Here is a 23681-nt window from a genome sequence, read left to right on the forward strand (position 1 = left end):
TTTTATGAAATTTTATCTAAAATTTAACGTTAAAAGAGACGTTTAAGAAGAGTTTTGGGTGAAAATCGTACTCTTTAGAGTAGTAAAGATAAGGAGTGAATTCCATAAACAGATATCTTCTGTCAAAAAGTATATGTCTGTAAGTAAAAAAGAGCTTATACCAATAAATAAACGGCAGTTTTTCCCTCTCTCCGCCCATTTCATATCCGTATGTTCTTATGAATTTATAAAAATCAGTGTAATAATAAATTCCGGTTTTATAATACATATTCGTTTTATCTGTCGAATAATAACTTTTTTGTATTAAAAACAGCAGATTTTCTATTGCGATAAATTTTTGAACGGATATAGTCGTTATCTCTTTATATTCGGTAAAAGTTGTGTAGTAATAGATACTTTCGTTGAATTTGAACTGGTTGGTTAGTGAGTCTTGTTTGTATGTTAATGACCATTTGATAGTTAAAGTCGGAACTCTTTTATATATTTGCAATATAGGTAAAAGTTTTACTTTTATGGTGCTTGTTTTTGCGGTTTTTAGTGATTGTTTTGAAAATTTTCTTTCGATTTGAGGTAAAAGAATGTTGATTTTTAGTTTGGAATACGGTTTGTTGTTTTTGGTGTCGTAGCCTACGGTGAAGTTAAGCATATTTTCTTTGGGTTCACCTTCTAGAAATGAAGGTACGATTGCGTTGTATTTGTCAATTAGCCATTTTCGAATAAAGAACTCTTCTTGTATAATTGTATTATTGGTTTCTTTTTCTTTTTTTGACAAAACAACCGTGTTTGATGCTAAAAGAAACGTAAATAAAAATAAAATTATCCCCTTTTTCATTCGATAATTATACCAAAGGAGATAGATGAATATACTTTTTATCGGAGATATCGTAGGAAAGCCCGGAAGAAAAATGGTAAAAAGATACCTTCCGATGCTAAAAAAAGAGAAAAAAATAGATTATGTAATAGGAAATTATGAAAATTTGGCACATGGATTCGGCATAACACCAAAAACGTTCAAAGAGATGAAAAACGCCGGAATAGACATATTTACGGGTGGTAATCATACTTTTGATAAGAAAAAGGAGGCTATCGAGCTTTTGAGTGCCGGAGAGATACTAAGACCTCTAAATTACTTCGAAGCTCCCGGAAGCTGGTATTATGAAGACGAAAACATTATCGTAATAAGTGCTATGGGAGTTTGCTGTATGCCGTATGGCAAAAACCCTTTTATTGAGCTTGATAATTTCTTAAAAGAGAAGAAAAAATTCGTTTTTATAGATTTTCACGCCGAAGCTACGGCTGAAAAAAGGGCTATTTTTCATCTTTTGAAAAAAAGAGCTTCCGCAATTATTGGTACTCATACGCATGTAGGTACGGATGATTTGGAAATTGATGAGGGGTGTTGTTATTTGAGTGATGTAGGAATTACCGGATGTCGAGATAACGTAATCGGAATGAAAATAGACGGACCTATCGCCAATATGCTTACAGGTCTAAAACAGCACTACGACGTACCTGATAACTGCAAAAGTATTTTTCAAGCCGTACTAATAGAGAGTGACGGAATAAACGCAAAAAAAGCTTATAAACTAAAAGCGTTTGACGATAGCGGAATAATGATAACTCAGATTGCCGGGGAAGGCGAGGTAGGAAATGGTGAAATTGTGAAATTGTGAGTTTATCGTTTTTAGGGTTAATTCGAAAGATTGAAAATATGTAGGAGAGAAAATGGAGTTTAGTAATTCGTATGAGCTTTTAATAGAGCTTCGGAAAAAAGAGCTTTTAAAAAACAAACCGAAAAGGTGGTGGCCGAATTTCGGGACTTTCGAAGTTGTAGTAGGAGCTATTCTCACACAAAATACGAAGTGGGAAAACGTCGAAAAAGCACTGACTCAGTGGAAAATGCAAAATGGAGAATGGAGACTCGAAGATATTGCGTGTTGCGAGCCGAGTTATCTTGCCGAGTTGATCAAACCCGCCGGTTTTTATAACCAAAAATCAAAAAGACTCATAACTCTTAGCCGAAATATTCTAAGGGATTTTGGGGATTTTGAAAGTTTTAAGGAAAATGTCGATAGAGAGTGGCTTTTAAGTCAAAAAGGAATAGGATTTGAAACTGCCGATTCGATACTTTGTTATGCGTGCGGCAGGGAGACTATGGTAATGGATGCTTATACCAAGAGACTTATGAAAAAACACGGATATGAGTTTGAAAGTTATGACGAAATGAAAGAGTGGTTTGAAAGAGGAGTTGAAGAAAATTGGGATAAACTCGCAAATTTTTACAAAAACGACCTTAATTTATGCTATTCGAGATATCACGGAAAAATAGTGGAGTTTATGAAACGTGGATAAAATATTTTTTAACGGAGTCGAAATAAAGTATAAAATAACAAAAAAACCTATAAAAAACGTATATTTAAGAGTAAAAGAAGACCATGTCGAAGTAAGTGCTTCGCATTTCGTTCCTAAAAGTTTTATTGAAAAGTTTATTTTGAAAAACGCGGAACATATTATAAAAAAGTTCGAAAATCAAAAATATTACTTTTTATTCGGAAAAAAATACTTAAACAACGGAATCGACGTAAAAGAGCTATATAAGCAAAAAACTCCCGAAATCGTACTGCCTTTCGTATATGAGTACGCTAAAAAAATGAATTTGCATCCCAGCAAGGTCTCTTTTAGGTTTAATAAAAGCAGATGGGGGAGTTGTAGTTATAAAGATTCGATAATTTTTAATTACTATTTAGCGAAACTGCCTGTAGATATTATCGAATATATCGTAGTGCATGAGCTTGCTCATATCAAACACAAGAATCACCAAAAAGAGTTTTGGAGTTTGATGGGAGAGTATATTCCGGACTATAAAGATAGAATTAAAAGATTAAGAAAACTTGAAAAGGAGTTTTGATGAGCGAATTTTATATTGGTGCGATAGCTTTTTTGGTTGTGAGCTTGATTGTGCTTGTTTTTATAGCGTTTAAAATAGCCAAACAAAAGAGCCATATCGAGAATTTAAGAAAAAATCTTGAGGAATTAAAAAGAATAAATGAAGAGCTTAATTCCCAAAAGGAGTTACTTAGGCAAGAACTCTCAAAAGCCAAAAGCGAAATAGCAAGACTCGATACCATGCTTGACGTAAAAGAAAAAGAGTTTTTCGAAAAAACAAAACTTTTGGAAGAGTCAAAAGAAAACCTAAAAAACGAACTAAAAAATATAGCTTACGAAATAGTTAAAAACGCAAAAGATGAGATATCCAACGAATCAAAAAGAAGTATCGGCGAAGTCATTACACCTTTAAAAAGCGATATAGACGAATTCAAAACTTCTCTTAAACATCTTTATGAGAGCGAACTGAAATCTCTCGGATTTTTGCAAAACGAACTTTTGAATTTAAAAGAACTAAACAAAAATTTAGCAAAAGAAGCCGAAAACTTGGCAAAAGCGTTTAGCAGTGACAAAAAAGCTCAAGGAATTTGGGGAGAGATGGTACTATCTAAAATATTGGAGCTTAGCGGGCTTAGAGAAGGGATAGAATACAAAAAAGAGGTGGCTTTCGGTACTAAAAGACCCGATGTAATTGTTTATCTTCCGCAAAATAGGGCCGTTATAATCGATGCAAAAACTTCATTTAACGCTTATAAAAAATATATCGATACCGGAGATGAAAAATATCTAAAAGAGCAGGTGAAGGCTATTAAAAGCAGGATTGAAGAGTTGAGTGTGAGGGATTATGAAAACATAGAAGAGCTAAATACGCTTGATTTTGTATTTTTATTCGTGCCTGTCGAGGCGGCGCTTAATGCGGCGATAGAATACGACCCTTCGCTTTTTGAATTTGCTTATAAAAAAAGAGTGATTTTAGTTACTCCTTCGACACTTTTGACGGCACTTAGGGCTATTGAGAATTCGTGGAGAAGCGAAAGACAGATAAAAAACCTAAAAAACGCCGTTAAAAAAGCCGACGATATCTACACAAAAGCCGTAAATTTTATTGAGGAATTTGAAAAAATAGAAAAAAATATCCATACTCTTCAAAAAACATACGACAACGCGAATATTAAACTAAGAGGAAATCAAGGACTATTGTATCAGCTTGAGAGATTCAAAAAAATAATGGACTTAAAACCCAAAAAAGAGCTGGATTAATCAGCTCTTGCGAAAGCTTTTAGGTAGTTGATAATCATTGCGAATGTAAAAAAGACAAATCCGATACCGAATACGTAGTTCATAAAGTCGTTAAAAGTTAGCCACATTTTTTCTCCTTTTTTGTTAATTGTAGCAAATGAACGATTATTTATCAATGGTTTTGTTAAAATAATATTAATTTTACTTATAATTTTGCTTTGCGACACATTTTGACAGAGATTTTTTTTATGATTTCAAAAAGGGGCAAGGAGAAAGGATGAACGGGGCACTCTTAGCGGGGGTTATAGGTGTTTTGGGTGCCGCTTTTGCGGTAACTTATCATATTTTGCTTTTTAAAAAGAGCAAAGTTGAAAAGAGCGAAGGTATAATCGAAGCTTATCTTCATCAAAGATACGATTTGCTCCCGAGTCTTATCGAAAACTTAAAAAACAGCTTTGAACTTGAAAAAGAGATTATCGAAGAGATAATAAACTTAAGAATTCATGCAATGCAAGCCGAATCCATCGATGAAAAAATAGAATACGAAGAAAAAATCAGCCGCTTAATTAAATTGCTTCTTAATAAACCTGTTTTAAAAGATATAGATTTGCACGAAAATATAAGAACACTTGAAAATAAAATAGCAATTTCAAAAACAGACTACAATAAAGCAGTTACCGAATACAACAACGCGCTCGATTTAGTTCCATCCAATCTTTTGGCTAAAATTATGAGAATGAAAAAAAGAAAAACTTTTGAGGAAAATTAAGGAAAATAATGAAAATACTTCATACTTCGGATTTGCATATAGGTCATAGCGTAAGCGGGATTGACAGAGGTGAGGAGTACGAGCGGTTTTTTGAGTGGTTTGAGGGTGTGGCAAACGAAAAAAAGCCGGATTGTGTGATAGTGGCAGGGGATGTTTTTGACGTCTATTTTCCCTCGAATGAAGCGATAAGGCAATATTACGATTTTTTGTTGTCACTTAAAAATAAGACGAAAAAAGTGATAATTATCGGAGGAAATCACGATTCTTTCAAAACCTTAAAAGCTCCAAAAGAGATTTTGAAATATCTTGATGTTGTGGTTGTAAGCGGGTCGGAGGATGATTTTTGCGAGTTTGTCGAATTTGATGATTTTGTTGTGGTTGCTATTTCATATTTAAGAGAGGGGATATTAAAACAATATGATGATGATATCGAAAAGGCTATTTTTAAGCTTTATCAAGAGAAATTAAAAGAAGCAAAAGAGAAGTTTCCCGGTAAAAAATTAGTGACGACCGCTCATTTTAGCGTAAGCGGGGCGAGTCTTGGGGACAGCGAAAGAGATATTTATGTCGGTAATTTGGAATTTGTGAGTAAGGACGTATTTGAGGGGTATGATTATGTAGCTCTCGGGCATATTCACAAACCTCAAAAAATTACCGAAAATATTATTTATAGCGGCTCGCCTCTTGCTCTTAGTTTTAAAGAGACGTATCAGAAAAATATCGTATTTATAGAGGATGATAATGTCGAGTTTATTAATGTACCTAAATTTAGGGAGTTTGCGAGTATTAAGGGAAGTTTTAAAGAGGTGTATGAAAAAATAAGCGAAATGAAAGATGCTTTTTTGGAGATAGTTTTGGACGAGATTGTTGATAGCGAGAAATTAAAACTTCTAAAAAACGGCGAAAATCATATTGTAAAAATAACACTGCCGTATGTAAAAGAGATAAAAAATTTCGAAGTTAAAAAAGTAACTCCCGAAGATATTATAAAAGAGATTTTCGATGAAAAAGAGATAATCGAAGCGTTTTACGAGATAAAAAAGGAAGTTGAAGATGAATTTGGAAAAGTTGAGGATTAAAAATATAAACTCTTTTGAGGGGGAGTTTGAAATAGATTTTGAGAAGTTTAAAAACGAGCTTTTTTTGATTTCAGGTCCTACCGGTGCCGGGAAAAGTACGATAATCGATGCTATTTTAGCGGCTCTTTATGATAAAACTCCAAGACTCTCAGCCTCAAAGTATCTTTTAAACGAAGACGCAAAAGAGGGGATTATCGAGCTTTGTTTTTCAGTTCAGGGTGATAGGTATAGGATAAATTGGAGTGTAAAAAGAAACAAAAAAGGCGAAATCGGAAATGTAAAAAGAGTACTTTATAAAAACGATGAGCTTTTAGCGGATAAAAGAGCGGATATTTTAAAAGAGCTTTTGAAAGTTATAAAGCTTGATTTTAACGAATTCACTAAATCTATAGTTTTAGCTCAAGGTGAATTCGATGCGTTTTTGAGTGCGGGAGATAGTGAAAAAGCTAAAGTTTTGGAGAGGATATTAAACGTAAAAGAGTTCGAGCTTATTTCGATAAAAGTGTATGAAAAAGCAAAAAGTCTTGCAGAAGAAATCGCGCTGATTCGAAGAGATATCGAAAATATTGGTGAAATAGGCGATTTGAAAGATAAAGAAAAAGAGTTTAAAGGCGTACAAAAACTTGCTGAAAAATTGAGTTTGGAGTTAAAAGAGATTGAAGAAAAGCTCGAAAAGAAAAAGAAAAAAGAATCTCTTGTAAAAGAAAACGAAGAAATTTTGGAAAAACTGAAAAAGACCCGAACGGCTATGGAAAATCATCAAAAAGAGCTTGAAGATTTGGATTTTTCAAAAAAAGAGCGGGATTTTCTTTTGCAAAAAGAGAAAATTTTAAAAGACGTGGAATCTCTTGATATTGCGGTAACACTCTTAGTAGAGCTTCAAAATAAAAATTCTTTATTGAATTCCAAAAAAGCTGAATTGGAAATTTTACAAAAAGAGTTGGAGGAGTTGGAAAAAATAGAAGAAAACTTAAAAAACGAGCTTGAAAAAAAAGAGATTGAAAACAGTTCGATTGAGATTGTTGATGATGAGAGATTAAAAAATTTCGAAAACCTTCAAGAGATATATTTAAAGCTTTTGAATTTAAGAGAGGAATACAAAAAAAAACTGACTTTAAAGAAAAAATATGAAAACGAAATAGAAGAAAAAAAGGAATTGGAAAGAAAAATCCAAAAAGAGATAAAAGACTTGGAAGAAAAAGAAGCTTATTTAAAAGCTAAGATATTGGTTTTGGAGTATGAAGAAAAAAGAAGAGATTTAAAAGAAAACGAGCCGTGTCCGCTTTGCGGAAGTACGATTCATCCGTATGTTAAAAACCCTCCGAAAATAAGCGAAGAGATAAAAAACGAGTATCAAAAGGTGAAAATGGAGCTTGAAACAAAACAAAAAGAGCTTGAAAAGGTAAAAAAAGAGATTTATTTGATTGATGATAGGATAAAAAATTTAGGTTTAAATGAGATATTAAGTGAGGGCAAAAGGCTTAGAGAAGAGTTTGAGAAATTCGGAATTAAAGAAGAGGAGTTTGACAAACTAAAAGCGATAAAAGAAAAAAACGATAAAAACAGAGAATTAAAAACTAAACTCCAAATAGAAATTACAAAACTAAAAGCGAACTTGGAATCCGTAGTTAAAGAAAAGGCGCAAAAAAATAAAAAAATTGAAGATATAAAAAAAGAGATGCAAGTTATTCAAAAAGAGATGGAAAAAATTAAAAATGACAAAAATTTCGATTTTTCGGCAAAAGAGAAAAAAGAAAAATTAAAAAAAGAGCTTAGCGAATTGGAAAGTGAATTTGAAAAAACAAAAGAAAAGCATAATTTTTTATCAAGCGAAATAAAAAAATTGAAAGCTTTAAAAGAGGAGTATGAAAACAGAATAGAAAAAAACAAAAAAGAGATTTCTTCGATTGAAGATGTGGATATTGATGAGAGTGTTAAGCTTAAAAAAAGTGAGGAGTTGAACGAAATAAATAAAAAAATAGGGCTTTTAAGTGCCGAAATTTCGGAGATAGAAAGAAAGCAAGCACAAAAAGAAGCTTTTGAAAAAGAGCTTAAAGAAAAAAGCGAAAAATATAAAGTTATCGAAAAACTAAACGGCGCAATAGGCTCGGCAAAAGGAGATAAGTTTAAAAAAATAGCGATTAACTTTTTATTGGAGTCTTTATTGAGCGTTGCGAATATGCATCTTGAGAGGATTACAAACGGAAGGTATCTTTTTGAAAAGAGCGATGATTTGCAAAAATTGAGTTTGTATATCGTCGATAGGTTTTATGAAAATAAAAAAAGAGAAGTTTCGACTTTAAGCGGAGGTGAGAAGTTTTTGGCTTCTTTGGCTCTTAGTTTCGGGCTTAGCGATATGGTAAGGGATAAAGTGGATATTGAAGTTATGTTTTTGGATGAGGGATTCGGGACGCTTGATAACGATAGTCTTTATAGGGCTTTGAATATTTTAAAAGAGGCGAGTAGAGGAAAAAGCGTCGGAATTATTTCGCACGTCGATAGTCTGAAAGAAGAGATAACAAAGCAAATCAAAGTTATTAAAAAACCTAACGGCAGAAGTGAGATAGTGATAAAGGCTTAAAATGAAGTTTAGATTTTTATATTGGATAGGATTATTGGTAGCGGTGTTACTTGCCGATATATTTTTTCCGCCTCCTAAGGTTTTTTTATTGAGTATTTTAGGAATTTTATTTATAATTTACGGAGTGGTACTCAATTATATAGCCGGCAAAACGTTAAAGCTTTTGGGACATAAAGTAAAAACGAAAGAATTTTCACCACCTGATAAAATGGTAAAAGCCGGGATTTATTCTTGTATGAGACATCCCGGCCAATTCGGAAATTTGATGATTTTATCGGGTGTGGCGATGGTATCAGGGAAAGTATGGTCGGTTGTATTTGTCGGTTGGGTACTCGCTTTTGGACTTTGGTTTATATTATCGGTTGAAGAACCTGAAGGGGTCGAAAAATTCGGGTTCGATTATTGTAAATATAAGATTGAAGTTCCTCCGTTTAATTTCTCGATTAAATGCTTGGTTGAAGGTTATCGGTTTTTAAAACAAATCTCCTAACCTTGCTTTTCGGTTAAGCTTCGGTTTATAGTGCGTGAGAGTTATTATAGTTGTTATTCGTACTTCTTTGTTTTTGAAATTTCGCTTCTTTATATTTAAAAAATCCTATTTGTATTGCCGCATAGATTATATATGCTCCGATGATGTATGCTATTGCGCTCATTTTACATCCTTTTTTTCGTTCTTATAACCATAATCGGCTATAAGAAAAAAAACTTTAGCTTTTTTTACACTTTTCTGACATTTATTTATTGAAAATTTATAATAAAAAGATTAATCAAACGTTAATAAGAGAAAAAAAGAGGCAAAAGAAAAATTTTATTAACTAAAAAGCGTTTTGAAGATATGTTAAGAGTTTTTCTTTTGCGGAAATTATATCGCTATCTGTTGTTTTTAGAGATTCTAATAGCGATTTTGCTTCTTGGTATCTTCCGGCACTTGTTAAAAATACCGCAAGGTCGTATTTTATAACAGCGCTTTGCGGATATTTTGAAAGTAGGTTCGTTAATATGCTTATTTGAGCTTCGTTTGCCGGAGGTGAGAAGTTTTTTATTGTATTTTGGAGGATGTCTTCGTCTTTTGAATTCATATCGATATCGGGTTTTTCAAAAAGTGTGGTGTATATTGTTATTTGGTGAGGTGCGATGTCGTCGATGATTTCGCTTGCGAGTTTATATGAGAGCTCAGGAATTTTCTCTTTTATCGAATAATTAAGAGAATATACGTTTTTGTTTTCGTAATATTTTACGTTTTTGCACGAATCGTCATTAAAATCGGCATAGTAGGTTTTGTCAAGTAAGGTGTTGTTTTTTTTGTCTGTGATTGTGATATGAGCTTGGATGTTTAGGGATTTTTTTTGGCATTTTATTTTTTTGCGAGTAGGCTTGCATTTGTAGGTTACTTTGTAAATTGAATTTTTGTATAAGATGTAGTTTGAGTTTTTATATGAGCTTTTTTTGATTTTATCGTATGCTCCAGGAGTTAGGATAGTGGAGGGTTTATCTTTACAAAATACCGCTCCGCTTACGGCTTTGCAAGAATAGAGCATATAAACGCAAGGCGATTTGGTGTTTTTTATAGGTATCGTTTTTGTGTAAGTGATTTCTTTTGATGTTTTTTTTACATATCCGCTTAGGATTGATTCGTAATTTGGTGTATTGATTTGAAAATATCCCGGAATTATCGCGTTTACGTCATACATTTTTCTAATTATATTTTCTCTTAAATTTATCGTATCGTTTACTAAATAATCGACTCTTATGTTTCTAATCTCTTTTGATGTGACGGCGTTTGGTTTTTGCGTAATGTTAATAGGGACTTCTTTTGTCGAACATCCCGCAAAAAATAGCGCCGCGGTTATGAAAAGTATCGATTTTTTCATTTTTTCTCCTTATTTTAGTTCACCCCATCTTTTTCCGAAACTAATTCCCACTTTCAAAGGTACTTTAAGTTTTACGACTTCTTGCATAATTTTTTGATATTCGTACGCTTCATCTTTTGAGTCTATCTCAAAAATCAGTTCGTCGTGAATTTGAAGTATCATTTTTGAGTTCGGAAATCTGTTTTTTATCTCTATCATCGCTTTTTTTATAATATCGGCGGCACTTCCTTGAAAAATAGTATTTACCGCTTCGCGCTCGAAGTTTGCTATCGTTCTTGCGTTTGCGCTTGCAAAATCGAAAAATCTTCTTCTTTTAAATAGAGTCTCGACATATCCTTTTTCTCTGGCTTCGAGTTTTGTTTTTTCGATAAAAGTTTTAACAGTCGGGAATGACGCGAAATATTTTTCGATAAATTCTTTGGCTTCTTTTGTCGAGACGTTTATGGTTTCGCTGAGTTTTTTAGGTCCCATTCCGTAAATAAGCCCGAAGTTTATGGATTTTGCTACACTTCTATACTCTTTTGCGTTTTGGGCGCCGAAGATTTTTACGGCGGTTTCGAGGTGGATGTCTTTGTCGTTTAAAAACGCCTCTATCAGATGAGAATCCTCACTGAAATGAGCTAAGAGCCTAAGCTCTATTTGAGAATAATCAAGGCTCACGAACTCTTTTTGAGCAACAAAAGCGTTTCTGATGTTTATATCGGTTGAGGTCGGGATATTTTGGAGATTCGGGTTTTTGCTCGATAGTCTTCCTGTAGCCGTTCCAGTTTGGACGAAATTTGTGTAGATTTTGTGATTCGGGTCTTTTTTTGCGTATTCGCTAAGAGGAATAACATAAGTGCTTAAAAGTTTGTCAAGTTTTCTGTATTCAAGAAGTTTCGGCATGATAGGATGAGCGTTTTTTAGGGAATTTAGGACTTTTTCGTCTGTAGAATAGCCCGTTTTCGTTTTCTTTTTAGCCGGAAGTTTCAATACTTCAAAAAGTATGTGGCTTAGTTGTTTGGGGCTTTTGATATTAAATTCGCTTCCTGCAAGTTCATATATCTCTTTTGTCAGCTCATTTAGTTTTTTTGTTATTTTTTCTTTTAGTTCGTTCATATATTCGATATCGAGTTTAATCCCTTCGTTTTCCATATCTATTAAAAGATTAATAAAAGGAATTTCGATATTTTCCAAATCCCATTTCACCTCATCCCAAAGCCTTTTTGTCAAAACGGGATAAAGTTTTAGAGAAATAAGAGCGTCTTCGGCAGCGTATTTGGTGGCTTCTTCTATCGGAACTTCCGAGAAATCTTTTTTCTTTCCGATAATCTCTTTGAATTTTATGTTTTGGTGGTTTAGGTATCTTTTTGCTACGCTGTCAAGTCCTACCGGAGAATCGGGGTCTATAATCCAAGCAAGTATCATCGTATCGCTGAAAGGTTCTAAATAAACGCCGTATTTTCTTAGCATTTTAAGGTCGAATTTTAGATTATGACCGACTATTTTTCTTTTGAAAAGCTCTTTTATAGCTTCTATTGCTTTTGATTCGTCTATCTGTTTTCCAACTCCCAAATAGAAGTGATTAATCGGCACATAATAGGCTCTTTTTTCTTCCCAAGCAAAGCTAAAACCGACAATTTCAGGATTTTCAAGAGAGTTTGTTTCGGTATCGAACGCTACTATCGCATCTTTTGGTATGGAATTTATAACCTCGAAAAGCTCTTTTTCATCCTCAATCAACACAGCTTCGAATTCTATTTGGGTATTTGGTTCCTTTGTTTTGATAAAAAGACCCTCTTTTTTTACTCTTTCGATGATAGAAGTGATATCCAAATCTATTAGTTTGTCGGCTACTTTTAAAATAGGATTGTATTCAGGGTATTTGAACTCTTCTAAGTTTAAGTTTTTATCGAAAAGGTCCGTTTTTAAAGTTACAAGCTCACGGCTTAAAAAGGCGTTTTCTTTGCCTTCTATCAGTTTCTTTTTAAGTGCGCCTTTTATTTCGTCGATGTGTTCGTAGATGTTTTCGAGAGTCTGGTATTGGTTGATAAGCTTTGCGGCGGTTTTTACACCTACGCCTTTTACACCAGGAATATTGTCGCTGCTATCACCCACAAGCGCTTGAAAATCTCTAAAATCTTTAGGATGAACTCCGAATTTTTCCATACATTTTTCTTCGTTGATTTCTATTTTTTTTATAGGGTCGAAAATTACTATTTTATCGTCGTCTATTAATTGATACATATCTTTATCATGACTTACTATTTTTACTTTTATCCCCTGACTTGCGGCTTTTTTTGCAAGGCTTGCTATAATGTCGTCGCTTTCATATCCGGGAATTTCTATCATCTTAAAGCCCATTTCCTTAATCAAATCTATAGCGATAGGAAGTTGTACTTTTAAATCTTCCGGGGCTTCTGGGCGGTTTGCTTTGTAATCTTTGAAAATCTCTTTTCTAAAAGTCTCTTTTTCTTTGCTATCAAGCGTAAAGACTACGTAATCGGTCGGAAAATCTTTTCCAAGAGAAGCGATAAAGTTCATAAATCCCGTAATCATACCTGTTGGGGTGCCTTTTTTGCTTTTTAGAGGAGGCAGTGCGTAAAAATTTCTAAAAAGAAACCCGAAAGTGTCGATAATAGTTAAAGTCATTATATGCCTTTTTTATTATAATTGTATCAAGTATAAGGAGTAAAATTGAAGCCGGTAAGAATTTTAAATATCAAATTTCCGATATCGCTTGTTAGGTATATCCCTTCAAAAGCGGTTGTGGGAGTAATAGACGAGAAAAACACTTTTAGGATGTATGATATAGAAAATTTCAAGCTTACCGGCGGATTTAGAATAAACTTACCGGCAAACAAACCTCTTGAAAATAGCGTAGCTATCTCACCTAACGGTAAATATTTGGCCGTAGCTATCAACGGCAAACACAAAACCACCGTTTGGGAAATAGAGACAAAAAAACTTCTTTATACTTTAGGCTGGCATAAAGGAGAAGTTTTAGCGTGTGCGTTTGATAATAACGACGAATACTTAATCACGGGCGGTGCGGACGGCAGGGCTTATATGTGGTCGATGAATATCGGAAAAATGGTCTCTTCCTTGCCTCCTCACGCCGATTATATTTTAAGCTGCGGCTTTAGCAAAAACAATATGTGGGCGGCAACGGGCAGTTATGATAAACTCATATCTATTACAAACGTCACTTCTTTGAATATCTCTTATAGAAAAAAATCCCACAGAGGTGCCGTTACGCAGATTAAATTTTTGAATCAAAGGATGATTAGCGGTGATAAAACGGGAGAGTTAATCGTCTGGAATTATCTAAAAGGGCAAGTATTAAATAGACTCCCGAATGTTGCTGATATGGTGATTGACTTTGATTGGGATGAAAATGAAGATTATCTTTTTGTCATCACAAAAGATAAACACGTTTATCTTTTCGATTTGAATAACTATGAGCTTATTACGGATAAATTTATTAAACTTGGAGAATTACCGAGCAGTATTACTTATATTCCGGAGACAAATTCTCTTTGGATAGGTACTCTTGGGGGCAGTATTTATATTTTTGATTTATTGCAAGACGAAAAATTATTAAAAGCGACAATTGCAAAAAAAGAGTATGCAAAAGCATATGAAATCGTAAAAAATAATCCTTTACTCAAACGTACCAGCCATTACAAACAACTTGAAGAGATTTGGGAAAAAACGTTTAGTGCGGCTCAAAAACTACTTGAAAAAGGAGAAAGTAACAAAGCAAGACAGCTTTTCGCTCCGTTTTTGGAAATACCTTCCAAAAGAGGAATTATCCAAAATATTCTAAGCGATTTTGCCGATTTCGAAAAATTTAAAAACGCCGTTATCAATAGAAGATACCCTCTTGCATACTCTCTTGCTACGATGCATCCGGCTTTTAAAGATACGGTTTATTATAAAAAAATGGAAGAAGATTGGAAAAAAGTATTTAATAAAGCAAGAGAGATGATAAAAATGAACGCTCGAGACGAGATGATAAAAGAAGTTTTAAAGCCTTTTAGAGGAGTTAGCGAAAAAACTGCTCATATTCAATCGCTATTTAACGACAAACAGCTTTATGACTTATTCAAAAGCAAACTCGTCTCAAAACAATTCGAAGACTTTTTTACGCTTCTTAACAGATATCCGTTTTTGTATGATACTCCGGAATACGAAATGGCGATAAATTACGGAAAAAAATTAAAAGAGATGGCCCAAAAAGAGCTTAGAGAAGGAAATTATAAAAAAGCGATGCTTTTGGCTCATACTTTGGAAGATTTTCCTGATATGAAAGATGTTGCCAAAGATATAGCACAAAAAGCGAAAATTTTTTCCACTTTTCTAAATTATCTATCCCAAAACGATATAGATTTGATAGAAAAAACGGTTTATGATTATCCGTTTTTGGAAGAGAGTGAGGATTATCATAAATTTAAAGACGATATCAAAAAAAGATTTGCAATGGCCGAGAGTTTTAGCGTTAAAGGTGATATTCCCGGTATCAAAAAAGCTCTTTTGCCTTTGAAAGATTCTATGGTTTATAAAAACAGAATTCTTCAGGTTTTAAAAGCGGCGTATTTGAATCAACTAATTTCCGATATCTTAAAATACGCAAAAACAAAAGACACTTCATTAAAAGCCGAAATCGTTAAAGGAATAAAAAATTATATTTTGCTTTTCGGGTTCGATAACGAAATAGGGGATTTGATACTACAAATGAAAAAACTCAAAACCGCGATAGAATTCGATGCCAACACTAAGCCAATAGAATTAATGTTTGAGAAGTATCCTGATTTTATTTGGTATGAATTTTAAGTCTTCTTTTTTATTTATGTTTATAAGCTCTTTTTGGGGGACTTTTAGACATTTTTTATTTATTCCGAAAATTTTTAGAGTCTTTTTGTCAAAGTTTTTTAGCATTGTGTAGTCGTAATATCCTATCAGTGGATTATCACACGCTACTGCTTTTTTTTGAAGCAGTTTTTTAAGAGTGCTTTCTTTGACAAGAGGAGTATCCACACTCAAAACGAATATTTTTTTGTGTTTTTTTAATATCTCTTCGAGTGCGAAAAAAGGTGCGTAAATTTTTGATTTTTCTATAAAAAACGGATAATTTTTAAATTTTTCGTATTTCGCTACGAAATAGACGTTTTTAAAAACTTTTTTGCATTTTTCATATTGAAGTTTGTAAAAAAGTTCGGCTTTATCTTCTTTTTCGGTGCCGAATCTGCTCGATTTTCCTCCTACTAAAATAAAGCAGGGAATATCAAAGTGAAAAGTGTAGAGTGAAGAGTGAAAAGTCGGGCATTGTGTTTTTTTGTATTTTAATTTTTCACTTTTCATTTTTAACTTTTAACTTCTTTTGAATTCTCCGCTTTTTCCGCCGGCTTTGTATTCGAGTCTGATATCGTAAAGCTCCATTTCTCTATCTATCGCTTTTGCCATGTCGTATATTGTCAAAAGTCCGACGCTTACAGCCGTGAGAGCTTCCATTTCTATACCGGTTTTTGACGTTGTTTTTGCGGTTACTATGATTTTAAAGCCGTCTTCAAGCTCTTCTATATCTACATCAACTCCATCGATTAATATATTATGACACATAGGAATTAGCTCGCTTGTCTTTTTGCTCCCCATAATCGCAGCGATTATTGCCGTTTGTAAAACCGCGCCTTTTTTTGTTTTTTCTTCTAAAATTGCTTTTTTAGTTTCGATTTTCATCTTTATTTTTCCGCTTGCTACGGCGATTCTTTTTGTTATGTCCTTATCGCCTACATCCACCATTTTGGGATTGTGTTTTTCATTGATATGAGTTAAGCCCATTTTTCAGCCTTTTAATATTTTTTTGAGATTATAATGTAGTACGCTCCAAAGAATCGTACCTACTATAAAACTTACGACAAAACCGAATTTCAAATAATTTAAAACTATCATCGTTATGAGTAACGATATTACAAGTGCCGCTATATCTTTCAAATCTCGCCTTCTAAAAATTTATTAAGAAAGTATAGCGAAATAAACCATAAAGCAGTAGAGGCGAGGAGGTTTAAAATGAAATTTTTAATCCACATAGTGCCTATATAAGAAATCGCCCCTGCTATTATCCATTTTGCTATTTTCACAAAGCACTCCAAAGCATTTTTGCCGCAATTATATAAAGCAAGACGCCGATAATTTTTTTGATTTGTTTTTGATTAAGATGAAAATGCATAATATAATTTCCTATATAACCTCCCAAAATCGCAGCAATAGTCGCCACTCCAAGAAGAGTCCAATCTATTTTTACGATACTAAGATATGTCAAAAACGCACTAAAAGTTGAAAAAGGAATAACAAAGCTCATAGTTACGGCAAGTTTTTTGGCATCGAATCCCAAAAGTATCAAAAGAGGCATAAGCAAGCTACCGCCGCCTATTCCAAGAAGCCCCGAAATCACTCCGACAATTGCGCCTAAAACAACCATAACCCATGGTTTGTCGTATTTGAATTTTTGCTCTTTTTTTCCAAAAAGCAGCATAGTTCCGGCAAAAAGCAAAAATGCTATAAAAAGGTATTTTACGTATATTTGTGGAATGTATTTTGATAAATAAGCTCCGATAGGTGCACTAAAAACAAGAGATAGAGCAAGAGGCATTGCGAATTTGAAATCGAGAACTTTTCTTTTTATATTCATAATAGTTGCGGTAATTGTCGTTGAGGTATTGACAAAAAGACCTATAGCTTTTGAGAGATTGAAATTTACACCTAACATATGAAGAATCGGTACTAAAGCAACCGCACTTCCAACTCCTCCTAAAGCAAAAAAAGTAGAAAGAGCGAGTACTATAAAAAATACTTCGATATAAAACATAAAAACTCCTAATCGATTTTAAGTTTTTTAGCTTCTCCGCCTTTTAGCGTATCCATTAACGCAATAAGTCCTTTTTCTAAATATTTTGCGTTAAAGCCTTTTTCTTTGAGATACATTGCCGCAAACGGACTTCTATTTTGAAAAGGACAAGCTGTTACGATGATTTTATCTTTAGGAAGCTCTTCAATTCTTTTTTCAAGTTCATCCGCCGGAATATGAATAGCAAACGGCAAATTCCATACTTTCAATTCAAAAGGCATTCTGATATCAACTAAAACAGCTTCGTCGTTATTGTATTTTTCGATAAATTCTTCGATAGAAAGTCTCATCTCTTTATTTTCTTTTGGCATTGCATATTTGAACATATGTTCTCCTTTTTTGTGAAATTATATTTCTAATAACTTAAAGTTAGATTAAAAAAAGAAAAAAAGCTAAAAAATTAGCTTTTTAGAGGGTTTGTTTTTTTGTTTCTCGGGTCTGTAGAGTAAGCAAGCATAGGTACGTAAACGAGAGTTAGGAAAGTTCCTACAAGAAGACCGCCGATTGCTACATCAGCAATAGGTGAGAGTCTCTCAAGACCTACCGCCCATTCAAGAGCGATAGGAATCATTCCCGCAATCGTTCCGAATGCGGTCATCATAACGGGTCTGAATCTCACTTTTACGCTCTCAATAGCAGCTTCAAACGGCGATTTTCCGCTGTGTTCGAACTCTTTGTAAAAGTCGATAAGAAGTACTGCGTTTTTGATAATAATCCCAAATAGCAACAATAACCCCACCATACTCGGCATACATGAAGGTTTGTTTGCTATTAGTAACGCCCAACTAGCACCAATCATAGATAGCGGAAGTACGACGATCATAATAAGTGCGAGTCTTAGTGATTGATAAACGACCATTAAAGTCAAAATCAAAATAACCACTCCAACCGCAATTGCTTTTACAAGTCTTCCAAAAGAATCGTCCATTTCACTAACGTCACCTGCTTGTTTGTAGTTTTTGATTCCGTGTTCTTTTAAGAGTTTGTCGGCATCATCCGTAATCAAACTAACAGGTCTTGTTTTTCTGTAACCCTCTACGTCAATTGCGTATTGAAGGTTGTATCTGTCGATTTTTGAATATGTAAACTCTTTTTTAATTTGCGCTATTTCACCAAGAGGAATAGGACCTTTTTTTGTATCTATAGGCAATAATTTTAGAGCTTCTATATTTTCGAATTGTTTATTAAATCTTACTCTTACAAATTGCACGTTCATACTCGAAAGATTCGTAAGCATTGCAACCGGCATATCTTTTAGAGCTATTTGATACGCGATACCGGCAGGTGTTATTCCGTAGCTTAGGGCTTTATTGGTGTCTATTTTAATAACGACTTCGTTAAAATCCTTATCCCACGTTTTCATTATAGTCGTAAGACCTTTTACGTTATAAAGAAGTTTTTCTATTTTTTGCGCTTCTTTTGGAAGTTGTTTATAGGTATCGCTAAGAAGTCTTACGTCAAGCGGTGCGTTGATTGTGGATAGGGCTGTCGCTCCGTAATCGTAAACTCCGATTTTTTTAATTCCGGGGATTTTTGCAAGTTCGTTTCTTACTTCGTCTTCAAGTTGCCAAATTGTTTTTTTTCTGTGGAATCTATCAATTGCGATGATTGTCATATTGATACTGTTTCCGCCGCCTCCACCGGTGATTGAGAGCACGTCTTTTTGAGTACCGATGGCAATTGAGGATTTTTCAAGCCAAGATTGTTTGTTTAGCCATGTTAGGAAAGGTTTTAGTCTTTTTTCACTTTCTTCGGCGTTAAGGTTACTTGAAAATTCAATATGAGCTTTCATAATTCCGGTATCCATAGGAGGCATAACGTCTCTACCGATTATAGGCATAATATTTTTTACGCTAAGCATAAGTACTATCATTGCCCCAGCTATTAAAAGCATTCTTCTTAAGACGTAAAATTTACCGTTTGAGAAATGTAATATACCCACATAAGGTTTTATTAGTTTCGCAATTGTGTTTTGATAAAGTTTTTCAAAGAAAATTTCAACTCTTGTCTTTTTAAAGCCTTTTTTGTATAAAAGAGTCGAAAGTTTAGGAATAAAAGTAACGGATAAAAACCAACTGATAAGCAATGCAACTATTAGCGTTTCTATTAGAGGTTTGAAGATTTTTTCAGGATATCCTCCCACGAACATAAGAGGGAAAATAATCGCTATTGTCGATACGCTTCCGGCAAAAATCGGTTTTAACACCTCTTTTGTACCTTCATAAATCGCTTTTTGCAAATCTTCTTTGTTTTCGAGGTGACGCTCGATATTTTCAAGTACGACGACCGCATCGTCCGTAAGCATTCCGAGTGCTAAGATAATAGCGGTATAAATTACTATATTAAGACCTTGGCCTGTTAGGTATAAATAAGCAATCGTTCCGAAAAATACCATCGGAATAGAAAGAGCGGCTGCCGCAAGCGCTCTAAAATTGGCTAAGAAAATCAAAAGCACTATAAGCGTAAAGATTATCGCATCTCTTAGCGCTTCTAACATGTTGATATTCGAAGTTTCGATTAGGTTTCTTTGAGTATCGGAAATAGTAACTTTTATATTCGGATAGAGTTTTTCAATTTTTTTCATCTCTTCTCTTGCCGCGTCACTCGTAGCAAGTACGCTGCCGCTTGGTGCTCTTTGGACGCTTATGGCAATTGAAGGAGCGTTATTTCCTATATAAAGAGTGTTGTTTGTTTGATAACTCCAAGAAATATCCGCAATATCTTTTAATCTGACGTTAGGTTTTATAAGTAAGTTTTTAAGCTTTTTAACGTCGTCTTTTTCTCCGTAAAAGCTTAGAGTAATAAACGAATTTTTCGTTTTTACGAAACCTATAGGCATATTCAAATCCGTAGTTTGAATGATTTTTATCAAATCGTCAAACGAAATGCCGTATTTTTTTAGTTTCAAAGGGTCGATTTTTACCATAACCGCGCTGTCGTATCCGCCGAAAACTTCTACGTTTCCGATATTCGGATTACTTAGGAGTTTCGGTTTTATAAAATGAGTCGCTATTTTTTTGATTTCGGGCAAAGTTATGGAGTTGTTTTTCGGACTTAGAGCAAAAACATCCACCGGTGCTGTAAAATCACCCACCAAATAAATTGCCGGAATAGAGTTTTTTGGTAGTTTGTCTTTTATTCTGTTTAGAGCGTTACTGACATCCACGCTTGCTTGTTGTAATGTTTTTGTGTAGTCGAAAACCACGTGTACGATAGAGAAGTTTGCGACGTTTGTAGATTTGATTTGATATACGTTACTAAGAGTCGCCATCTCTTCTTCTATCGGTTTTGATACCGTTGTAGCGACAACCGAAGCCGTAGCACCCGGGACTTGCGTAAATATTACGACTTCCGGACGGTTTGCGTCGGGGAATAGGTTTTTAGGCATTTTTATAAGCCCGATTACCCCGAAAACGAACATTCCCAAGATAATTGCGGATAATAAATAGCCTCTTTTATAGAAAAATTCAAACATTTTTATCCTTTATTTTCAACTTTGATAGGATAGCCGGCTTTGATTTTAAGTAAAATATCCGGTTCGGCTTGAATTACCGGAGTATCTATTTTTTCTTCGATTACCACACCTTCGACTCCGCTGGCTTTAATATGAATTTCTTTTGTTTTAGGTGTGAAAATGTAGTTTTTGTTTTCGATAGTCAATATTGTGTTAAAAGGTAAAAACGTTCCTTTTCCTTGGAAAGTCACTACTTTTACGTTAACTTTTTCACCCGGTAGCAGGTTTTTATCTTCCACTTCCGCTTTATAAGCTTTTATTCCGTTAATCGTACTTTTTAGAGGGATTAGCGGATACTCTTTTGATTTATAAATTATTGCTTTTTCTTCTTTTGGCAAAAGCACAAGCAGATAGTTTCCGCTGTTTGGAGTGATTTTTAAAATAGGTTTTAGCATAGGTGCGATATCGCCTTTATTGAAAAGTTTCGCACTTACAACGCCGTTTGTGTTTGCATAAATTGTAGTGTATTTTAGGTTGTCAAGGATTGATTGTTTTTGAGAATACAAAGATTTAAGTGAGTTTTCATCTGCTTTTATCGCCGCTTTTAGAGTAGCGATTTTACTCTCTTCATTTTGATATTGTTCGATAGAAGCCATTTTTACTTCAAGTAGTTTTTTCGTTCTGATGTGGGTTTTGATTAAGTTTTCAAGGGATATTTTTTGTGCGTTGATTTTATCTTTTAAAGAGGCGATTTTCGAATCGATAGTATTTAATTGCGATTTTAATTCGCTATCGTCTATTTTAACAAGCAAATCGCCTTTTTTTACTTTTTCTCCCAAGTTTTTGATATATAAGATTTTACCAGGGAATTTTGTAGCTATTGCTACTTCGTTTGAGTTTTTAACTTCCGCAACCGCAGGAAGAGTCAATGTAACTTCTTTATATTCCGGCTTATACATTTTTACTACAATCGGATAAAGTGTGGCCGTTTTTTCTTTTGCGTCGGCTTCTTTTTTTAGCTTGATTAGTCTATATCCGCCGAATGCCAATGCAATAGCGATGATTATTGGAATTACGATTTTTAGTACTTTCATTTGAACACCTTTTTGAAATTATTTCCGTAAATAAACGCTTTTTGAGCGATTAGGGAGTTTTTGGTAGCTTTTAGGTTAGCAACGTTTGCTTTTGCTAAAGCAAGGTCGTTTTCGTAATTTAGATATTCATCCACGGTCATAGTACCGAGTTTGAATGCAACTTTTGCGCTTTTTAACAGCTCTTCTTTTATTTTTACCGATTTTTTTGCAAGTGATAACGAGCGATTGACTATTTTTAAAGTTTTATCTATTTTTTCTATTTGAGATGTCAGCTCTTTTATCGTTTTTTGCAAAGTGAGTTTTGAGTTGATATATTCTATTTTTGCTTTTTGAACGTCCGAATTTCTTTTTTTATTAAAAATATTCCAATTAATATAAATCCCGGTACTTGCGGTATTTAGTGCGACGCTATCTTTGGTATTGTACGCCCAACCAAAACCTCTGTTTGCCGAGATTTTAAAAAATACTTTAGGTAAAAAGTCGTCTTTTTTCGCTTTTATATCAAGTAGTGAAGCTTTTATATTCTCTTTTATGGGTTTAACCGCCAAAAATTCCTCTTTTTTTACGTTTGATGTTTGAAAATCGATAGGTTTTTTGAGATGAATTTTCGTTAAAGTGTAAATTTTAGAATTGGTATCGGCGATTTTTGAGTCGATGTCGTTAATTTTTATATCTATTTGATTTACGGCATCTTTTAATCTTAGGAGTTTAAATTCCGGAATTCTTCCAACTTTCACTCCCACTTCAATTGCTTTAATACTCTCTTGAATTGAATTTTTTTGAACTAAAAGCGCCTTTTTTAAAGAATACAAATAATTCAAATTACTCAGATAAATAACAAGCATCGATTCTCTTTGTAAAAGGTTGAGTTTTGCTTTGTATTTTGCCGCATTGATAATATAAGACATTTTTTCTTTATTGTCATATATCGTTTTGATAAAAAGCGGCATGGAAACGTCAAAACCTATTCTTATTATGTTTTGAGAAAAAGGAATCGAATCGTTTGTTTTTAAAAGATAAGCACTCTCAGTCGGTGTGACAGGTCTTAATGAAAACGGAGCGTTGTAATGCTCGGCTGATGAAAATAGATTTACGGTAGGATATAAAGAATTAATCACGCTTTTTTTAGCAATTTTTGCGTTTTTTACCTGTAAATTGTCTATTTTCGTCTCGGGTTGCTTTTTGATAGCGTCAAAAAGCGTGCCTATATCTGCGGCGTAAAGACTTGCCGCAATTAATACGAGGCTTAGTTTTTTCATGATTTAGCCTTTATATAAGATAAAATTGTAGTCGTTATTTCGTCATCAATATTAAAATCGGGAGATTTTTGAATTAGCTTAGAGACTTTTTTTCTAAGATTGAGTGTATTTTGAAAAGTAGTGAATGCAGAGATGATAAGTGTTTGTATAAAAAACGGGTTTATATCGTTTGGTAAACTCTCTTGCAAAAATTTAATTGTTTTACTCATAATTTTTAAAGTCTCTTCTTGGAGGTGTTCTCCCTCGCATGACAACTCTTTTGCAAAAAGTTTTGCAATATCGGGATTTTGATGGAAGAATTTAGACATCGTTTTTATGTAATGTATGATATTTTCTTCGTTTGTGGGTTGTTTTTGAAATTTTAAGGTTAAGAAATGGTGTTTGAATATTTCGTTATAAAGGTCGTTTTTGCTTTTATAATGATAATAAAGTGCCGGTTTGGTAATACCCAAATCTTCGGCAATCTCTTTCATTGAAGTATTTTCATATCCGCTTTTTGCGAAATGTTTTAGTGCGGTTTTCAATATTCTTTCTTTCAAATTTTCTCCTTACTTACCGGTAGG

Annotated in this window: 22 protein-coding genes; 9 read left to right on the forward strand and 13 right to left on the reverse strand. The window is 33.8% G+C overall.

Annotated features, from left to right (window positions below; translation table 11 throughout):
* Positions 1-16: 16 nt before the first annotated feature.
* A complete protein-coding gene (locus EDC58_RS00840) occupies positions 17-772 on the reverse strand; it encodes a hypothetical protein (RefSeq protein ID WP_136779810.1) in 756 nt (251 codons plus the stop codon).
* A gap of 85 nt (positions 773-857) precedes the next feature.
* On the opposite strand from EDC58_RS00840, the gene EDC58_RS00845 reads away from it, so the two are divergent.
* The 8 genes from EDC58_RS00845 to EDC58_RS00880 all read left to right on the forward strand — a co-directional run bounded on the left by EDC58_RS00845 (position 858) and on the right by EDC58_RS00880 (position 9044).
* Entirely contained in the window at positions 858-1673 is an 816-nt protein-coding gene (locus EDC58_RS00845; protein ID WP_123351606.1) for a TIGR00282 family metallophosphoesterase, read from the forward strand.
* Positions 1674-1725: 52 nt separating this feature from the next.
* Positions 1726-2352, forward strand: coding sequence for a 3-methyladenine DNA glycosylase (locus EDC58_RS00850; protein ID WP_123351607.1), 627 nt, complete (start codon positions 1726-1728; stop codon positions 2350-2352).
* Entirely contained in the window at positions 2345-2908 is a 564-nt protein-coding gene (locus tag EDC58_RS00855; RefSeq protein ID WP_123351608.1) for a M48 family metallopeptidase, read from the forward strand. The genes EDC58_RS00850 and EDC58_RS00855 overlap by 8 nt, the downstream gene beginning before the upstream one ends.
* Entirely contained in the window at positions 2908-4146 is a 1239-nt protein-coding gene (locus EDC58_RS00860; protein WP_123351609.1) for a DNA recombination protein RmuC, read from the forward strand. Before EDC58_RS00855 ends, EDC58_RS00860 begins: the two co-directional genes overlap by 1 nt.
* A 256-nt stretch (positions 4147-4402) precedes the next feature.
* Entirely contained in the window at positions 4403-4894 is a 492-nt protein-coding gene (locus tag EDC58_RS00865; protein WP_123351610.1) for a LemA family protein, read from the forward strand.
* Positions 4895-4902: 8 nt separating this feature from the next.
* The gene (locus tag EDC58_RS00870; protein ID WP_123351611.1) at positions 4903-5973 is read left to right on the forward strand and encodes a metallophosphoesterase family protein; all 1071 of its coding nucleotides are present in this window, start codon (positions 4903-4905) and stop codon (positions 5971-5973) included.
* Positions 5948-8554 (forward strand): AAA family ATPase, encoded by a 2607-nt coding sequence (locus EDC58_RS00875; RefSeq protein ID WP_123351612.1) that lies wholly within the window; start codon positions 5948-5950, stop codon positions 8552-8554. The genes EDC58_RS00870 and EDC58_RS00875 overlap by 26 nt, the downstream gene beginning before the upstream one ends.
* Before the next feature lies 1 nt (position 8555).
* Positions 8556-9044 carry a methyltransferase family protein gene (locus tag EDC58_RS00880; protein WP_123351613.1) on the forward strand — a complete coding sequence of 163 codons (489 nt, stop codon included), beginning with the start codon at positions 8556-8558 and terminating at the stop codon, positions 9042-9044.
* A gap of 25 nt (positions 9045-9069) precedes the next feature.
* On the opposite strand, the gene EDC58_RS10030 is transcribed toward EDC58_RS00880, so the two are convergent.
* The 3 genes from EDC58_RS10030 to polA all read right to left on the reverse strand — a co-directional run bounded on the left by EDC58_RS10030 (position 9070) and on the right by polA (position 13056).
* The gene (locus EDC58_RS10030; RefSeq protein WP_170151093.1) at positions 9070-9207 is read right to left on the reverse strand and encodes a hypothetical protein; all 138 of its coding nucleotides are present in this window, start codon (positions 9205-9207) and stop codon (positions 9070-9072) included.
* Between the two features lie 162 nt (positions 9208-9369).
* The gene (locus EDC58_RS00885) at positions 9370-10425 is read right to left on the reverse strand and encodes a tetratricopeptide repeat protein (protein ID WP_123351614.1); all 1056 of its coding nucleotides are present in this window, start codon (positions 10423-10425) and stop codon (positions 9370-9372) included.
* 9 nt (positions 10426-10434) lie between these two features.
* Positions 10435-13056 carry a DNA polymerase I gene (polA, locus tag EDC58_RS00890; RefSeq protein WP_123351615.1) on the reverse strand — a complete coding sequence of 874 codons (2622 nt, stop codon included), beginning with the start codon at positions 13054-13056 and terminating at the stop codon, positions 10435-10437.
* 45 nt (positions 13057-13101) lie between these two features.
* Here polA and EDC58_RS00895 point away from each other — a divergent pair, with 45 nt between their 5' ends.
* Positions 13102-15240: a WD40 repeat domain-containing protein gene (locus EDC58_RS00895; RefSeq protein WP_123351616.1), complete on the forward strand. Its 2139-nt coding sequence runs from the start codon at positions 13102-13104 to the stop codon at positions 15238-15240.
* Here EDC58_RS00895 and EDC58_RS00900 read toward each other — a convergent pair.
* From EDC58_RS00900 to EDC58_RS00935, 9 genes are all read right to left on the reverse strand, one after another.
* Positions 15196-15768, reverse strand: a complete 573-nt coding sequence (locus EDC58_RS00900; RefSeq protein WP_123351617.1) for an NTP transferase domain-containing protein — start codon at positions 15766-15768, stop codon at positions 15196-15198. The genes EDC58_RS00895 and EDC58_RS00900 overlap by 45 nt on opposite strands.
* A gap of 9 nt (positions 15769-15777) precedes the next feature.
* Positions 15778-16245, reverse strand: a complete 468-nt coding sequence (gene moaC / locus EDC58_RS00905) for a cyclic pyranopterin monophosphate synthase MoaC (protein WP_123351618.1) — start codon at positions 16243-16245, stop codon at positions 15778-15780.
* 3 nt (positions 16246-16248) lie between these two features.
* Entirely contained in the window at positions 16249-16398 is a 150-nt protein-coding gene (locus tag EDC58_RS10035; RefSeq protein ID WP_170151094.1) for a hypothetical protein, read from the reverse strand.
* Positions 16399-16540: 142 nt separating this feature from the next.
* Positions 16541-17272, reverse strand: a complete 732-nt coding sequence (locus EDC58_RS00910; protein WP_123351619.1) for a sulfite exporter TauE/SafE family protein — start codon at positions 17270-17272, stop codon at positions 16541-16543.
* Between the two features lie 8 nt (positions 17273-17280).
* Entirely contained in the window at positions 17281-17637 is a 357-nt protein-coding gene (locus tag EDC58_RS00915; RefSeq protein ID WP_123351620.1) for a rhodanese-like domain-containing protein, read from the reverse strand.
* Positions 17638-17711: 74 nt separating this feature from the next.
* Complete coding sequence (locus EDC58_RS00920; protein ID WP_123351621.1) at positions 17712-20786, reverse strand: efflux RND transporter permease subunit; 3075 nt, start codon at positions 20784-20786, stop codon at positions 17712-17714.
* A gap of 2 nt (positions 20787-20788) precedes the next feature.
* Positions 20789-21859, reverse strand: coding sequence for an efflux RND transporter periplasmic adaptor subunit (locus EDC58_RS00925; RefSeq protein ID WP_123351622.1), 1071 nt, complete (start codon positions 21857-21859; stop codon positions 20789-20791).
* On the reverse strand, positions 21856-23118 hold the full coding sequence (locus EDC58_RS00930) for a TolC family protein (protein WP_123351623.1): 1263 nt from the start codon (positions 23116-23118) through the stop codon (positions 21856-21858). The genes EDC58_RS00925 and EDC58_RS00930 overlap by 4 nt, the downstream gene beginning before the upstream one ends.
* Positions 23115-23657 (reverse strand): TetR/AcrR family transcriptional regulator, encoded by a 543-nt coding sequence (locus EDC58_RS00935; RefSeq protein ID WP_123351624.1) that lies wholly within the window; start codon positions 23655-23657, stop codon positions 23115-23117. Before EDC58_RS00935 ends, EDC58_RS00930 begins: the two co-directional genes overlap by 4 nt.
* Positions 23658-23681 lie beyond the last annotated feature (24 nt).

Origin of the sequence: Caminibacter pacificus, assembly GCF_003752135.1 — a bacterium.
GTDB classification, from domain to species: Bacteria; Campylobacterota; Campylobacteria; order Campylobacterales; family Nautiliaceae; genus Caminibacter; species Caminibacter pacificus.

Bases quoted from the DNA above. Each gene is read 5' to 3' on its own strand.
- EDC58_RS00845 (WP_123351606.1), top strand. From the start codon at position 858: ATGAATATACTTTTTATCGGAGATATCGTAGGAAAGCCCGGAAGAAAA.
- EDC58_RS00850 (WP_123351607.1), top strand. From the start codon at position 1,726: ATGGAGTTTAGTAATTCGTATGAGCTTTTAATAGAGCTTCGGAAAAAA.
- EDC58_RS00860 (WP_123351609.1), top strand. From the start codon at position 2,908: ATGAGCGAATTTTATATTGGTGCGATAGCTTTTTTGGTTGTGAGCTTG.
- EDC58_RS00865 (WP_123351610.1), top strand. From the start codon at position 4,403: ATGAACGGGGCACTCTTAGCGGGGGTTATAGGTGTTTTGGGTGCCGCT.
- EDC58_RS00870 (WP_123351611.1), top strand. From the start codon at position 4,903: ATGAAAATACTTCATACTTCGGATTTGCATATAGGTCATAGCGTAAGC.
- EDC58_RS00875 (WP_123351612.1), top strand. From the start codon at position 5,948: ATGAATTTGGAAAAGTTGAGGATTAAAAATATAAACTCTTTTGAGGGG.
- EDC58_RS00880 (WP_123351613.1), top strand. From the start codon at position 8,556: ATGAAGTTTAGATTTTTATATTGGATAGGATTATTGGTAGCGGTGTTA.
- EDC58_RS10030 (WP_170151093.1), bottom strand. From the start codon at position 9,207: ATGAGCGCAATAGCATACATCATCGGAGCATATATAATCTATGCGGCA.
- EDC58_RS00885 (WP_123351614.1), bottom strand. From the start codon at position 10,425: ATGAAAAAATCGATACTTTTCATAACCGCGGCGCTATTTTTTGCGGGA.
- polA (WP_123351615.1), bottom strand. From the start codon at position 13,056: ATGACTTTAACTATTATCGACACTTTCGGGTTTCTTTTTAGAAATTTT.
- EDC58_RS00900 (WP_123351617.1), bottom strand. From the start codon at position 15,768: ATGAAAAGTGAAAAATTAAAATACAAAAAAACACAATGCCCGACTTTT.
- moaC (WP_123351618.1), bottom strand. From the start codon at position 16,245: ATGGGCTTAACTCATATCAATGAAAAACACAATCCCAAAATGGTGGAT.
- EDC58_RS00910 (WP_123351619.1), bottom strand. From the start codon at position 17,272: ATGTTTTATATCGAAGTATTTTTTATAGTACTCGCTCTTTCTACTTTT.
- EDC58_RS00915 (WP_123351620.1), bottom strand. From the start codon at position 17,637: ATGTTCAAATATGCAATGCCAAAAGAAAATAAAGAGATGAGACTTTCT.
- EDC58_RS00920 (WP_123351621.1), bottom strand. From the start codon at position 20,786: ATGTTTGAATTTTTCTATAAAAGAGGCTATTTATTATCCGCAATTATC.
- EDC58_RS00925 (WP_123351622.1), bottom strand. From the start codon at position 21,859: ATGAAAGTACTAAAAATCGTAATTCCAATAATCATCGCTATTGCATTG.
- EDC58_RS00930 (WP_123351623.1), bottom strand. From the start codon at position 23,118: ATGAAAAAACTAAGCCTCGTATTAATTGCGGCAAGTCTTTACGCCGCA.